The following is a 14322-nucleotide window of genomic DNA, read 5'->3' as shown; positions in this document are numbered from 1 at the left end:
ACCTTACGCCGATTTATGCACCAACTTGTGGACGGGGTGCGTACCGGCATCCAACAGGATGCCATCCACGCGGGCGAAGCCGAACAGGCCGATCGAAAGATACTCGGCCAACAGCTCGTTCAGGCGGATCACGCGAAACGACTTGACCATACGGATCTTGAACTTCGAAAAGTCTCCGAACAGCACCGAGGTCTTACCCGATGCGGCATCGTCGAGGTCGTCGTTCAGGATATAAGGTTTACCGAACAACGTCGGCGGCGTGCCGTCCTTCGCACCCTCCTGCCAGATGTAGCGTCCTGTCGTATCCTTGATCTTGACGAGCGAGTAGAGCGTATTGCGGTTGAACATGAACCGCCCGTGCCGGGCATAGGAAGAATCCACGCCTTTCACGAGGTCGATGATATTATCCAACGTAATGGCGGCAGCGGCCGGTTGAGCATCCGATGCCGTAGCCCACTCGACGATGCCCTTGGGTTTGCCCTTGCCGTCGCCGCGCGTGAGGTCGTAGTTGATACCGCGTCCGAACGACTCGGCCAACAGCCCCGAGAGCAGCGCTTCGAGGTCGAATGCCGAATCCTGCAACAATTCCAATGACACGGGGACGATAGGCGTGCGGTAGGTATAGGCTTTGAGCGTTTCGGAGCCGAACGATGGTGCGGATTTGGCGGACTGCTGGTATTCGGCCACGACCGTAGCTTTCGCATCGGTATTGTTCGCCGTCGGCATAATCAGATCGCCACCCTTGCTCGTGGTGAGGATGGAACCCGCCTCGAACATCCCGCCGTAGGCTTTCAGCGCGACCTCGATACTGTCGGCGAGCGACGAAGGAACGACCACGCCGCCCGACAAACCCGTGATGCCGGCGCGCTGCTCGAAGAGTGTCCGGTGTTCGGGCGAAATATCTGCAGCCCCGCGCAGCAGGTAGTCGCGGAAAGCAGTGCGGTATTCCTCGGCACGGCGCTCGTCGAGCTGCTCGCCGGAAGTCTGTCGGGCATACTGCAGCTCGGCCTGCCGGCGCTCGATATCGACGTAGCGCTCCTCAGCCTCGACGGCGCGATCGGCCTGCTCGTACTCCGCAAGCAACGTATTCCACCGCTCCTGCTCCTCGGAGGTCATCTCGCGCCCGTCGGTCGCGGTACGCAACTCGTCGATCTTTGCGAACACGGCAGCGCGGCTCTCTTTAAGGGTTTTCAGTTTGCTCATAAATCTCGTTATTGGTTCGTTCGGAAGCAAACTTAATCCATCGAACAGCCTCTAAAAGGAAACTTTGTCGCAGTTGACCGACCGATTCGATAAAACGATTAATTTTGTACCGGCATTCAAAACAAATCTATGTCAGGAATATTTATCGGGATAATAGTAATCGCTCTTACAATTACGCTTCGAGTGTTTCGACCGAAGATAAAAGGTCGTATGGGCGAACGGATCGTATCGGCAAGGCTCAATACGCTTTTGTCCGATGACTATCGTATTCTTGACGACGTGATCTTGAAAACAAACCGAGGAACGTCGCAGATAGACCATATCGTGGTGTCCAAGTATGGAATATTCGTCATCGAAACGAAGAACTACAAAGGCTGGATATTCGGACACGAAAACAGCGAAAAGTGGACACAGAATCTCTATGGTTATAAATATGCACTTGCCAATCCAGTGAGGCAGAATCAGGCGCATATCCGTGCTGTACGGCAAACTTTGTCGGACGGCGGCCGATATCCGATTATTTCGATCGTCGCCTTTTCCGGGAAAGCCTCTATGAACGTAACCGTTGAAAGTGCACACGTTATCTATTGGGGAGAGTTGGTCCCGACGATCAAGCAGTATCGAACGGAAGTTATCGACGATGAGCAGGTACAGCGCATTGCAGCCACCCTGCAACAGGCGAATGTTACGACTGCTGGTCGTAACCGTGAACATGTAAAACGGGTTCGGCAAACAGCGGCCCACTATGAACATGCACTTGCCTCTGGTCTTTGTCCGCGATGCGGCGGCCGGTTGGTCGAGAGAAAAGGGACATACGGCCGATTTTACGGATGCTCCGATTATCCGATATGCAAGTTCACGCGTCGTTGCTGAAGTGTTATTTTTTCATTTCGGAACATGATTTGCCGATAATAATTAGGAATAATACAGCATTCTGAAATAAGAAAGTATTATCTTTGCAGTATGAATATTCGGGAGCATATCGTTGATAAATTGATGGTCGCAGGCGGGTTCTGGTCGTATGATAAGAGGTCCGTTCGGAAAAATATGTCCGACGATCAACTGATAGAAGCCGCTCTCGAAAAACTCGATTTGGACGATATCGATTTGCTGTTCCGGCTTTTCCCGGCAAAGAAAATCAAAGATGTCTGGCGCCGGACGATGGTCGTGCAGGGCGATTACTATTATTCGCTCAATCGTTTTTTCGCTTGGTATTATTTCGGCATTCGTTATCCGGATCGCTATCTGAAAGCGATGATGACGCGCCACCTTTCAAAATTAACCGCATGAGAGGTATAGCCGAACATACCGAAGCGATTATCGAACGAGTATCCCGACTCGAGTGCATCGAAGAATGGGCGCTTGTCGGCGGTACGGCATTGGCTATCCAACTCGACCACCGTAAGAGCGAAGATCTCGATTTCATGCGTTGGCAAACACAATAATTTCAGCGGTCGAAATCGAAGAATACATCAAAGGGTTATTGAAACAAAATTGAGTGGATACAATGAAAATTGCATCCATTTTTTGTTACTGCTTGATCCGTAAACTCTCAACCAGTCGCTTTCTCGCCCGGCTTTCGGTGACAGCTCGGTCACTTCGTTCCGGCTGCGGGGCGTGTTCGCGCAGATACTCGGCTTTTCGTTCTTCGAGATGCCGCACCGAGGCTTCGGTTTCGGGATAGGCAGGAAATACCACGAGCGACACATCCACCACACGCGAAAACCGGAGTATCGTCCGCTCGTCCATCGCGAGACCGTTCTGCTCGTCGGCATACTGCCACTCGTCCTGCTCGACGCCGAAGCGGAACGAACATTTCGAGACGTCGCCTCGGCGTACCAGTTCCAGCATATCGCTCCCCAAGGTCGTATTCGGAGCCTCGAATGCGAAGCGCAGACCTACATCGTCTACCTCCAATCGCAGCGTACCGCTCGTTGTGCGGGCGAGAATCGAATCGGTGTTATGGTTGAAACACATGATGACGTCCGACAGATCGCATCCATCGAACGCGCCCCGAGCGATCTTCTCCCGGAACCACCCCATAATAGGGTCGCTCCAACTCTCGAACTTCGCGGCATAGCCGACGATCGTCCGGCTGACGGTCCCCTCCTCGCGGCTCTCGATATGCAGATCGCCGACAAGGCTCCGGATCTCTATTTCATTATTCAGTGCCATTCGTTTTAAGTTTTACGGCAGTCGTTACCGGCTGCATGTTCATTTGTACGAAATATTCGTCGCCGCCATCGTAGGAGTTCATATCTTCGAGAGAGCGGATTTCGTTGGCAGACATCGCACCAACGATATTCATATTCTTGTAGTATTCCGAGCGGGTCTTGGCATCGCCGCGCAGCAGTCCATTCAGGCCGAAGAGGAAGTAATACTCCCCGAACTCGTCCTCGCGGAGCAGTTTGCGGTTGAACTCCTCCTCAATGCGGACGAGGTACGGCATCAGGCAATACTGCACGAACTCCATACCCTGATGCTCGATGTTGTTGTTCGTGGCACGTTCCAGGTCGGCGATCATATGGGGCGGAATGCCGTAGATGGTGGCGATTTCGGTCTTTTGGAACTTGCGCGTGGCGATGAACTGCGCATCTTCGGGAGGAATGGAGATGCGTTCGTAAGTCATACCGCCCTCCAACAGCAGCGGGACGTGGGCGTTGTGCAAACCGACCGATTGGGCAATGAGGTCTTTCTTGAGACGCTGGTAGGCTTCGGGTTTGAGCGTCGAGGGATATTTGAAGACGCCCGACATATTGCCGCCCTGATCGAAAAAGCGTTTGCCGTAGAGTTGCGCCGAGACGGAGAGTGCGAGGTTATCGCGATGGACGGCGATCGGGCTTTTGCCCTTGTAGCCGTTGGTCGAAAGCCCGTGCAGGTGGATGACGTCCTCGTTCGGGAGCAGTTCGCCCGTGTCCGATCGATAGAAGAGTTCGTCGTTATCGGTAAGGAGCGGCTCGATACGGGCAGGATGGATGAATTTCAGTCGAACGGGACGGTAGCGTTTGTCCCGAAAGATGCGGACATAGCCGTTGCCCCACAGAGTGCATGAGACCATCAGATGGTGCATCAGGTCGAAACGAGTGGAATAGGAGTTGGGAGCCAGCACGAGTCGGTGGCAGAGGTGGTCGTACTGCCGCTCACGACCGCGAGCAGTACGGCGATAGAGGTGCAGCGGGAGCGTTCCGACCGTTTCGGAGAGGATTCGCACGCAAGCCCAAACCGCCGTGAGGTTCAATGCGCCCTCCTCGGTGATATACGGCTGGTGCGTGGCATCGGCGACCGTGTCGGCGGTAATGACTTTATTCACCGCCGCCTCGAACTCGACCGATGAAATATCGCGTCGCTCGCCCCTGTGCAAAAAAGGAAACCACTTCACTATCACTTGCCTTTATCCGAGGCAAACATAGCGAAGCGGTTCGAGATATGGATAAGACAATGTCCGTTAATCGATATTTAATTTCCTAAAAAATATCTTATTTCTTAAATCTGCATTCGATAGCAGCCGTTTATAACTTAAAATCTCAAAGTAGATCTTAAATCCCGAATGAAAACCATAATACCCTTCTTGATCTGGGCTGGGTGTCAATTGATGATTTCTGGCAAATTGTGTTATTTTATCACAAGGATCGCAAACAATATAGCCATAAACTGGCGTACAATCATTCACTTTTACTTTCTCAACACCTTCCGGAGTTTCATATTTTCCAGCACGAATCTCATTAATATAGTTACCTACTTGTATAATTGGATCTTCATCTGCCGTGTAAGCAGTTCGTTTGGGCCTCTTAAATTCAAAAACTGTTAATGGATTGCTAAATTCGTTATCTCCATTGCGAAATGATCGTTTTTTGTCAAAAATAACAATATCCGGTTCTGTCGGAGCAACTTTTGCAGATATTTTTTTATCTGACGCAATGTATTCAGAAAAAACGAGACGTTCATCCAATAACCATAAATTATGTTCAGTATAGTCAGTCGTATTAGAGTCTCCACCCATAGGAAATATCAAATTATGCAATTCTTTCTCTAATTCCGCTTTCCCATCATCTCGTCGTTTCAAAAGTTGTTGTAATAACTTTAATACAATACGGCGATTACACACATAATGAGCAAGATCATTTTTACCGGCTTCTGTTACTTTTGAAATCAATCCACGTAAATCAGTATCAAAAGAAGATTCTTCTGATTGCTCTTCATTCAATATACTTTTTAATTCAATACGAGCTTCTTGCTCTTTTTTAAACTTAACTTTCTGAAAAGCTAATTCTATTTGCTCCTCTGTAGCATGATATGGAATTTTATCAAGCGGCAGGTCTTCCATATATGATCTGTGCCATGGAGCCGAAGATGTGATATATTCTGTAATTCGAGAAACTTTTTTCCCTTCCCGGACTTTTACCTCATTATTAAAAAGTTCGCGGACCTTATCAGCAGCCCCTTTTTCAATATCAGTTTGAGAATATGGATATAAATCACTATACTTATCTTTATCGAAATTAAAAGTTTCCCGTTCAATAGAAACATTATCATTAAGATATGAACCTACTACATAAACTTTAACAATATAATTTTTCCTGATGGTTTCTTTCCCTCGTTGTTCTTCTTCAAAAAAATCATCTTCAAATTCGGGAATATAATTTTGTAAAGTAGTCTCTGTCACTTCTCTACTATGCCCTGTTAAACAAATTTTGCTCTTTTGATTTTGTGCATAAAATACCTTGAATATTTTTGCAATAAAATGACTTGACTCCAATGATAGTGGAGAACTGATTTCATATGGTTTGGTGTCCAATAATTTTATATCGCTATCATCTTGACTAATATAATGATTCAAAATGATAGGAGCACCAGTATCCGAAGCATCTACCACCTTAATAATTGGGCAAGGAGCCGAATCGTCAATAAAGAATATTAAAAGCCGTTCTAATAGTTTTCGAGCAATAGTTTCCAGCCCTTTATCAATGTATTTATTATCAATGATATTATTCAGATATATATGAGTTTCTGTATCTGACTTCTCAGAATGAACATCCGTTTCATTAACGACTATATCAAATTGTTTTCCAAATTGGAATTGACGTAATCTGAATTCTCCTCCTTCTGTTTTGTATATACTACTAACCGATGTATCCCCAAAGTATTTTAAGAACATAAAACGCCCGAATCCTTTTCCGCCTCGAGCGATCTTCATATCACTATAAAAAGTATCAAATGAATCTCTGTTTTTTTGAGTAAATCCGACCCCATTATCAATAACTTCTATACTTTGCACAGCCGGTAAATTACCATCTCCAAAAGAGAATTCTGCTTCTCGTTTGATGAGGATAGTTATTTCTCCATCTTTGCGACCTGATTCATAAATTGAATCAATCGCATTGACAACAGCCTCGATAATAGGTGTATAAACATTCGTTTTACTTCTAATGCCTTTAACAATTCCAATTATGTTCAGCCTACTCATAATTATTCGAGTCTTTATATTTATCATTACAAATATAGTAAATTTAAAATTACTCGATATTAATTAGAAGTTTTTTCTCATTCTACTCAACACCCTCCTGAATGAACTGAATTCGGAGTACCTGCGTTTGCCGGTGATAGTGATGTAGAAATCCTCCAACCGCTCGTAAGCCTCCAACTGCGTCGGATAGAGGTCGCGCATACGGAGGTAGAGTTCCGCGAAGCCCTCGAACGAGAGGAAATGCCGCACTTCGGGTTCGAGCGGATTCATCGCCGACAGTTCCGCTTCGACTTTCTCGCGCTCGGCGGCGATGACCGGCGAGTGATAACGCTTGTATTGTTTTCGGTTCATCTTCGATGCACATTTGCTACGCTCGGCATAGTCTGCGAGCCGTCTCTGCTCTCGCTCATCGCAAATGTTCATTTTTCTGCTGCTCATAATCGTATCGTGTTATAAGGTCAATAATCCTCTGTTTTCATACGGATTGCGCTCGTCGTTGGCCTGTGCGGTCATCCATTCGCCGAGTGCCATAATCGCCGCGACGATGCCGTCGATCTTCTGCATCGATTTCTCCTTGTCAGGTTTGATGTTGCCCGCAGGATCGGTCTTGACGACCGTCGATGCGAGCATCCACCGCAGGACCGGATTGCCGAAGTGTTCGATCTTCCCGGTCAGCACCAGTTTCTCGAACTCCTTGGTCGGCGCCGACATCGAGCCGTAGCCCTGTCCGAAGGGGTTGCACTCCATCCCCTCGTTCTGCAAGTCGATGATCGTCTGCGAAGAGTTCCAGCGGTCGTAAGCCGATGTCCGCAGATCGTAATCAGCCACGATACGCAGGATATCCGCCTTGACGAAGTCGTAGTCGATGACATTGCCCGGCGTAACGGTTACATAGCCCTCCGCCACCCACTTGTCGTAGTTGATATTCTCTTTGCGGATCTTCTCCAGCATCTTCTCTTCTGGAATCCAAAAGTGCGGCAGCAACTGGAAACGGTCGTTCTCGTGGAAAAGCAGCACATAGGCCGTAATGTCCGATACGTTCGAGAGGTCCAACCCGCCCCAGCAGGCGCAGCCTTTCAAATCGGCGGGAGCAGTCGTGCCGATGCACTTTTGCCAAGCGTCATCGAGTATCCACGTCCGTTCGGCATCGACCCACAGATCGACGTTCTTCGTCATCACGTTGCGGACGGCTTCGGGACGGTTCTTGGCATCCTTGACTTGGTCGGCGAGGTAGTCGGCACTCAAACTCACGCCGAGGTTGGGATTGGCCTTGATCCACATCTTCGGGTCGTCCCGCTCCGATTTATCGTCGAGCGTGTAGATGATCCCGAACAACGAATCGTCCTCGTTCACACCGCGCAGCACTTTGATGACGTTCTCCCGATAGGCATAGCAGGCCCCCGACTTGTTGAAACCGGCCGTCGTGATGACGAACATCAGCGGTTGTCGCCGTGCGCCGAAAGCCGACTTGATGACGTCGAACATTCCGCTGTCCTTGTGGGCGTGGAACTCGTCGATGATGCCGCAACTCGGGTTCAGACCGTCGTGCGTGCCGTAATCCGATGACAAAGGCTTCATCGTACCGCCTTTGAGTTCATAGACGATCGAATTTCGGTATGGCGTAAGGTAGTTTTTCAGGTCGGTCGCCTTGACGATTTCCACAGCATCCGAAAAGCATATCTTCGCCTGATCCTTGACCGTCGCGGCCGAATAAACCTCCGGGCGGCTCTCGCCGTCGGCGAAAAGCATATACAGCCCGATGCCGGCAGACAGTGCGGTTTTGCCGTTCTTGCGTGCGATTTCGATATAAGCGTATCGGAAGCGGCGCGTGCCGTCGGCATTCTTCCACCCGAAGATGTTCCACAATACGAACTGCTGCCACGGCTCCAGTCGGAATCGCTGTCCCGCCCATTCGCCTTTGGTGTGTTTGAGCTTTTCGATAAAATGGATAGCGCGCATTGCGGCTTTCTTATCGAAATACCGACCTTTGTCGAGCGCACGGTCGAGGTCGGCGTAGTAACGCTCGACGGCGAGGCGGACATATTCGCAGGCGAAAATCCCGCCGGAGCGTACCTGCTCGGCATAAAGTTCGGCGGGATATTTCTTGACAGCAGCCATATTGCGATAATCTACTTTATCTCCTCGAACTCGGCAAAATCGTCTTTCGGCGTATTATCCGAAAGCAAAGCCGCCACACGATTGCGACTGGCAGGCGTCAACCCGAACGCGGCAGCCAGCGCCTTAGCATTGGCGAGCGCCGATTCCGCAATCTTGCGCTTGGGGTTGACGACCGTCGCCGTACCGTGTTTTGTCATCACTTCGATGGTGTATCCCTCTTTTTCGGTTTCGCGCATCATATCGTGGTACAGCCCCATTTCGCGAGCATAGGCAACAACCAGATCCACACCGACGACATCTAACAGGCATTTGTGGATCAACTCCGTCGCCACGACCTCGAACACCTTCTTCGCCGTACCTTTCAATCCGGAGCGCGGCAATGTCGCAACGGCGGTTCCGGCGGAAACAGCTCCGCCGGTCATCCGGCACGGCTGGTCCGTACCCCGTAAGGATTTCAATACATCAGGTAGTTTCTTGCGTCCTTTCGCCATTTCAATATTTCATTATCCAATAGAAATTCTATTTATAATTTGCCGATACCGGCAAATATCGCTATCTTTGGCATCGAAATCGGAATCATACTTGCCGATAGACGGAGTTTATGGAGTATATTTCAGTAGTGGCATTCGCCGAGAAATACGGCATTTCGGAGCGCACGGCGCGTAACTATTGCGCCGCAGAGAAAATCGAGGGTGCATTTCTTACGGGAAAGACATGGAACATTCCCGCCGATGCCGCTTTGCCCGCGCGCAAACGTTGCCGCTCGAAACTGTCGCCGCTGCTCATCGCACTGCGCGAGCAAAAGGCCATGCAGCTCAAAGGCGGCATTTACCACAAGACGCAGATCGATCTGACCTACAACTCCAACCACATCGAGGGCAGCCGACTGACGCACGACCAGACGCGTTATATCTTCGAGACGAACACCGTCGGCATCAAGGGCGAAAGTATCCGTGTAGACGACATTATCGAAACGACGAACCACTTCCGCTGCATCGACCTCGTTATCGACCGTGCCGAGGAGCGACTGACCGAATCGCTTATCAAGGAACTGCACGCCCTACTCAAATCGGGCACCTCCGACAGCCGTAAGGAGTGGTTTGCCGTCGGCGCCTACAAACGCCTGCCCAACGAAGTAGGCGGACAAGAAACGACCGCACCCGAACACGTCGGCCGGGAGATGAAAGCGCTCCTTGCCGAATACAATGCCAAGCGGCAAAAATCGTTGGCCGACATTCTCGACCTGCACCAGCGGTTCGAGGCGATCCATCCGTTTCAGGACGGCAACGGACGTGTCGGGCGGCTCGTGATGTTCAAGGAGTGCTTGGCAAACTGCATCGTGCCGTTCATCATCACGGACGATTTGAAGATGTTTTATTATCGCGGTTTGCAACGCTGGCCGGAAGTGCGGGAGTATCTGACAGACACCTGTCTGACGGCGCAAGACAACTACAAAGCCGTACTCGACTATTTCAAAATCGAGTATTGATTCCGTTCGATATTTCAAAGAGCATTTTATTCTCCGCAATACGGATTTCCCGTTTCCTCCAATTCTGCACGCGCGTACAGAAGACTTGGGGCGCGATTGGTTTTCGCAGGGTCCGAAGGATTTTCGACCCCTCCCCGTCTTCGGTCGGGAGCGTACCTCGATCACGCAACTCTTTGATACCCACTGTCGGGTTTCAGCGAGTTACGGAAAATCGCAACGTTTTATCCGTTAAACATATAGCGTAATTCATTAATTCACTGTACTTCGATCATCATTGCGGTTTGCCGCCGCTGTTCAATATCGCATCGCCTATGGTCATCGACGGCGAGTGATGGAGCAGCCGTCGCTGCTGCGCCATCTCGATATAGATGCGCGTAGTTTTCGTATCGGAGTGTCCCATCATATCCTTGATCGTCTCGATGTCTATGCCCTGTTCGACCATCAGTGCTCCGAACGTGTGCCGCAGCGAGTGCGCCGAAATCTTCGGATGCGAGATGCCGATGCGGGCGAGGCGTTGTTTGATGATCCGTCCGATCGTCTGCCGCACGAGCCGGTTGTCGCATCGCGTCTTGTGGGAGACGAACAACGGAGTATGCTCGTCGAAATCCCGATCGGCGATATACTCCTCCAGCCACGCGACCGTGTCGGGATGCAGCACGACGATCTCGTTCTTGTCCGTGCGTCCCTTGCGCTGGATGCGGAGGATCGGCTGCCCCTCGCGTTCGGCGAAGTCGCCGATATCGATACGCTCCACCTCGCAGGTGCGAAGCCCGTTGAAAAGCATCAACGAAATCATCAGTCGGTCGCGGCGTCCGATGACTGTCGAAGTATCGATGCTGTCCAACAGCCGGAATGCCTGCTCCGCCGTCAGCGGTAATTTGCTGTACTCCGTGTGGCGTTTGCTGCTGCGAATCCCGGCAGCGATATTGTCGTAGTAACCTTGTCGCTCGCAGAAGCCGTAAAACAGTTTGAGGATCGTAACGAGGCTGTTCACGGTATAGACGCTCTTGCCTTTGGCTTGCAGCTGCTGTTTGTACTCCAAGACGTGCCGACGCTCCGGAGAACGGGTATCGACATCGTGCGCCGACAGCCACCGGAACCACAGCGCGATCTTGCGCCGGTAATCCTGTTTGGTGGCAGGGAGTATGTCGCACTCCGAAATCCATTCGGAGATGATTTCATTCAGGTTAAGGGTCGTTCGCATAGTCGTCGAGGTTTTGATAAAAATGCAGGCGGTACGAAGCGATTTTTTCCAACAGCCAATCTCTCCCATATTCGATTTACATATCAAGTCAAGGTCTTCGTACCGCCTGCTCGCTTTACATCATAGGCATTCGTTTTAGAGGTTCGACATCGTGTTATCTTCGCTCCCGAGCACTCTTGCGGTTGTGGCAGGAGTTGCAGAGGGATTGCAGGTTCTGCAAGTCGAGCGGCGCCCCGCCCCGGTTGATCGGGACGATGTGGTCGACCATCTGCGTCGGAGTATGCCGGTCGTGTTTCAGGCACTCCTCGCACAGCGGTTGCTGCTCCAGTTTGACGAGGCGCAGTTTCCGCCACGCAGCGGATCGGTAAAACTCCGTGTTGGCGTGGCGGCGTCCCGACTGCGGTTTATGTTCCGGCAGCCACGGACGGCGGACGGTTTTCTTGAGCTTCGGCATCGTCAGAAGATGATTTCGGGGTTCAACGGCAGGTCGTGATCCTCGGTCTCGAAGTCGACGATGCGGATGACCTTCGCATCGGGATAGCGTTCGCGGAGTTCACGGACCGAAATGTCGTACTTGGCGAAGTCGGCCGTATAAGCCGCCGGGCCGTATCGTTTCATATTGCGACGGAGGTTTTCGACCTCGACCTCCGTCCACTTCTCCATCTCGCCGTTATGGGTTACATATTTACGGCGGCCATCTTCCAAATGATGAATGATTCGTTGCAGTTTCATATCGTGTTCTGTTTTTTCAGAAGTTGTTCAACGCAAGCTCTCGCCCTCGAACTTCACCGGACGGCACAGGCGTGTCAGCCGGTCGAAAGTCCGCTCTCCATAGCGGCGAAGCAGCTGTTCGCGGGTAAGGTTCGTCGAAATGAACAACGGCCGCAAATAGCGTTCGGCAGCGTTGATGACGCGGTTGAAACCCTCGTACTTCTCGCCGTAGTCGTTCACGAGCGGCTCGACGCCCAACTCATCGATAATGGGATAAGCTGTGCGGGTCAGGTAGTCGAGGTTCGTCGTATGCGCATCGTATCCGGCCGTCCGCAGGGCGAGGTCGTAAGGCTTGGAGAGTTCGTCGGCGTGAATGGCGACCGTCATCCGCTCTTTCATCGCCAGCAATACGGGAACGACGCCCGTGAGGATAACGCTCTTGCCGCGTCCGCAATCTCCGTAGAGCAACAGTCCGCGCCCTTCGGTCGAGGTCATCCAGTCGATGATCCCGGCATACTCGGGCAGTTGGCGGTAGCGCACGATCGAAGTATCGACCCGCCGGAAGATTTCGCAGAACAGCCCCTCGCAATAGTCCCTGTCGCCCCACGAGAGGTCGTGCGGCGAGCGGACGACGAGGCGTTTGTCTGCGACCATACGATCGATAAGCGATGCGATGCGGTTCATGTGGTGTTTCGTTTTTGTCGTGTGAAAATAGGTTCGTCGGTATTTGCGCAAAGAGGTCATTGTTCCACTTTTCATTTGCGGTCGAGCTTTTCCAACAACCGCCGGGTACGCTCATCGGTCGCAGGATGGATGATCTGCCCGGGATGCTGTCCCCGTGCCGGCTGTACCGACGGCAACGGAAACAGTCCGGCCCAATTGTTGGCGATGCTTCGGTCGATGATGGCGGCGGCAATCGCCGGATCCCCGCCCGAGAGATTGCGCAGCAGCGACAAACATTTCCTCGCTCCCGACTCGCTGCGATAACTCTCGCGACGGGTGCGCTTGTACTCCAGCCATACGGTCATCGGTTCCCGCCACGCCGGATCGAGCGTCGAGAGGAACTGCGCCCGGTTCAGACGCGGCATTTCTCTCTTTTCCGCGCAACTTTTTCTCTCTTCGCCCACCGAACTTCCTTTTTCTTTTCCCTTCTATATACTTTGATGTACCAACTTAGTTAAGAGTATATCCTCCTATCAAATGGAGGCATGGGTTACAGTGTTTCGGAGCAGCAAAGATTCAAGAGTTTGGAATCTTTGTCATGTCCGATTCATGGGCAACATGTTACAATAGACTTTCCGATAGGCGGCAGCATTCGGATTTCTAAATGCTGTTGCAAGAAATTCGAGCAACGAATCCTATTCAAAGTCCATACTTTGATTCCTCGAATCGTCGAAGCAAGAGTCTTATGAATTTGGTATTATATCCAAAAATTTCTACTCTATATACTCAGTTCAGACTATAGGAATAATTCGCCCTCAAACATTATTGTATTTCATAATATATTCTTACCTTTGCGCGTTCTTTAACAAGAAAACACCTGTCAAGTGCAATTGACAGGTGTGAAATGGTACGAGTTATGTAAATAACAAGATGGAAGGAATACATTAGACGCTACTTCACAGAGTAACGCTTTCACCTAAAACGGATTTGTTAATCGGAAACCCAGAATCTGAATTTCTTCCCCCTCTTGGGGTAGATTCGAATTCCATTTTTGGTGATAAATGTGCAATAGACATAGTGTCCTGACACGATTTTATCGTCCATAATGCTTTTGTTTTATGCCCGTCCTTTGGCAGGCGTTAATAGTGAAACAATGAATTTCCTTGGTGACTCTGGATTTGAAAGCGCAAAGTCTCCAAGTTATGGCACGGACACACAAATTCTATTCCATCCGGGTTTTTCTGCCATTTTGTCAGAGAACGCAAGGATACGCCGGCAAACATTTAGTTTACTGGCGTATCTTTATCTTTGTTTGGCAGTTTCTCTGCCAAGTTGACAAAGAGATACATCTTGTTGTTGCTATGCCTTTTTAGTCAAGACATAGACTTTACTTTATGCTTGGTATTGAACCCTCTAATCCCTCGTTTACACATACCCACACATAAGTTCCGCCAGCCTTACTCTTTCCGT

16 protein-coding genes are annotated in these 14322 nt (G+C 50.5%); 4 read left to right on the top strand and 12 right to left on the bottom strand.

Going from position 1 to position 14322, the window contains the following annotated elements:
- Positions 1 to 3: 3 nt before the first annotated feature.
- Positions 4 to 1203: a phage major capsid protein gene (locus tag QVG21_RS02490; protein WP_287921893.1), complete on the bottom strand. Its 1200-nt coding sequence runs from the start codon at positions 1201 to 1203 to the stop codon at positions 4 to 6.
- Between the two features lie 210 nt (positions 1204 to 1413).
- Between QVG21_RS02490 and QVG21_RS02485 the strand changes: the two genes are divergently transcribed.
- The 3 genes from QVG21_RS02485 to QVG21_RS02475 all read left to right on the top strand — a co-directional run bounded on the left by QVG21_RS02485 (position 1414) and on the right by QVG21_RS02475 (position 2648).
- On the top strand, positions 1414 to 2076 hold the full coding sequence (locus QVG21_RS02485) for an NERD domain-containing protein (protein ID WP_287921891.1): 663 nt from the start codon (positions 1414 to 1416) through the stop codon (positions 2074 to 2076).
- A 174-nt stretch (positions 2077 to 2250) separates the two neighbouring features.
- Positions 2251 to 2493, top strand: coding sequence for a hypothetical protein (locus QVG21_RS02480; RefSeq protein WP_287921888.1), 243 nt, complete (start codon positions 2251 to 2253; stop codon positions 2491 to 2493).
- The gene (locus QVG21_RS02475; protein WP_287921885.1) at positions 2490 to 2648 is read left to right on the top strand and encodes a nucleotidyl transferase AbiEii/AbiGii toxin family protein; all 159 of its coding nucleotides are present in this window, start codon (positions 2490 to 2492) and stop codon (positions 2646 to 2648) included. Before QVG21_RS02480 ends, QVG21_RS02475 begins: the two co-directional genes overlap by 4 nt.
- A gap of 85 nt (positions 2649 to 2733) precedes the next feature.
- Here QVG21_RS02475 and QVG21_RS02470 read toward each other — a convergent pair whose 3' ends face one another.
- The 6 genes from QVG21_RS02470 to QVG21_RS02445 all read right to left on the bottom strand — a co-directional run bounded on the left by QVG21_RS02470 (position 2734) and on the right by QVG21_RS02445 (position 9276).
- Complete coding sequence (locus tag QVG21_RS02470) at positions 2734 to 3378, bottom strand: HK97 family phage prohead protease (RefSeq protein WP_287921882.1); 645 nt, start codon at positions 3376 to 3378, stop codon at positions 2734 to 2736.
- On the bottom strand, positions 3365 to 4513 hold the full coding sequence (locus QVG21_RS02465) for a phage portal protein (protein ID WP_287921880.1): 1149 nt from the start codon (positions 4511 to 4513) through the stop codon (positions 3365 to 3367). The genes QVG21_RS02470 and QVG21_RS02465 overlap by 14 nt, the downstream gene beginning before the upstream one ends.
- A 135-nt stretch (positions 4514 to 4648) precedes the next feature.
- Positions 4649 to 6667 (bottom strand): ATP-binding protein, encoded by a 2019-nt coding sequence (locus QVG21_RS02460; RefSeq protein ID WP_287921877.1) that lies wholly within the window; start codon positions 6665 to 6667, stop codon positions 4649 to 4651.
- A gap of 63 nt (positions 6668 to 6730) precedes the next feature.
- Positions 6731 to 7018 (bottom strand): hypothetical protein, encoded by a 288-nt coding sequence (locus tag QVG21_RS02455; protein WP_287921875.1) that lies wholly within the window; start codon positions 7016 to 7018, stop codon positions 6731 to 6733.
- A 99-nt stretch (positions 7019 to 7117) separates the two neighbouring features.
- Positions 7118 to 8785, bottom strand: a complete 1668-nt coding sequence (locus tag QVG21_RS02450) for a terminase large subunit (protein ID WP_287921873.1) — start codon at positions 8783 to 8785, stop codon at positions 7118 to 7120.
- An 11-nt stretch (positions 8786 to 8796) separates the two neighbouring features.
- Entirely contained in the window at positions 8797 to 9276 is a 480-nt protein-coding gene (locus QVG21_RS02445; RefSeq protein WP_287921871.1) for a phage terminase small subunit P27 family, read from the bottom strand.
- A 110-nt stretch (positions 9277 to 9386) separates the two neighbouring features.
- Here QVG21_RS02445 and QVG21_RS02440 point away from each other — a divergent pair, with 110 nt between their 5' ends.
- Positions 9387 to 10274, top strand: coding sequence for a Fic family protein (locus tag QVG21_RS02440; protein WP_287921869.1), 888 nt, complete (start codon positions 9387 to 9389; stop codon positions 10272 to 10274).
- Between the two features lie 271 nt (positions 10275 to 10545).
- On the opposite strand, the gene QVG21_RS02435 is transcribed toward QVG21_RS02440, so the two are convergent.
- The 5 genes from QVG21_RS02435 to QVG21_RS02415 all read right to left on the bottom strand — a co-directional run bounded on the left by QVG21_RS02435 (position 10546) and on the right by QVG21_RS02415 (position 13277).
- Entirely contained in the window at positions 10546 to 11478 is a 933-nt protein-coding gene (locus QVG21_RS02435) for a tyrosine-type recombinase/integrase (protein ID WP_287921866.1), read from the bottom strand.
- 154 nt (positions 11479 to 11632) lie between these two features.
- Positions 11633 to 11932, bottom strand: coding sequence for an HNH endonuclease signature motif containing protein (locus QVG21_RS02430; protein ID WP_287921863.1), 300 nt, complete (start codon positions 11930 to 11932; stop codon positions 11633 to 11635).
- Positions 11933 to 11934: 2 nt separating this feature from the next.
- Positions 11935 to 12210 (bottom strand): hypothetical protein, encoded by a 276-nt coding sequence (locus QVG21_RS02425; RefSeq protein WP_287921861.1) that lies wholly within the window; start codon positions 12208 to 12210, stop codon positions 11935 to 11937.
- 27 nt (positions 12211 to 12237) lie between these two features.
- Positions 12238 to 12873: a P-loop NTPase family protein gene (locus tag QVG21_RS02420; RefSeq protein WP_287921859.1), complete on the bottom strand. Its 636-nt coding sequence runs from the start codon at positions 12871 to 12873 to the stop codon at positions 12238 to 12240.
- Between the two features lie 71 nt (positions 12874 to 12944).
- Entirely contained in the window at positions 12945 to 13277 is a 333-nt protein-coding gene (locus tag QVG21_RS02415) for a phage replication initiator YdaU family protein (protein WP_287921857.1), read from the bottom strand.
- Between the last annotated feature and the right edge of the window lie 1045 nt (positions 13278 to 14322).

The organism is Alistipes sp. UBA6068, assembly GCF_949428155.1.
In the GTDB taxonomy this organism is placed as follows: Bacteria; Bacteroidota; Bacteroidia; order Bacteroidales; family Rikenellaceae; genus Alistipes; species Alistipes muris.
This window is presented reverse-complemented; position numbering and strand designations above follow the sequence as displayed.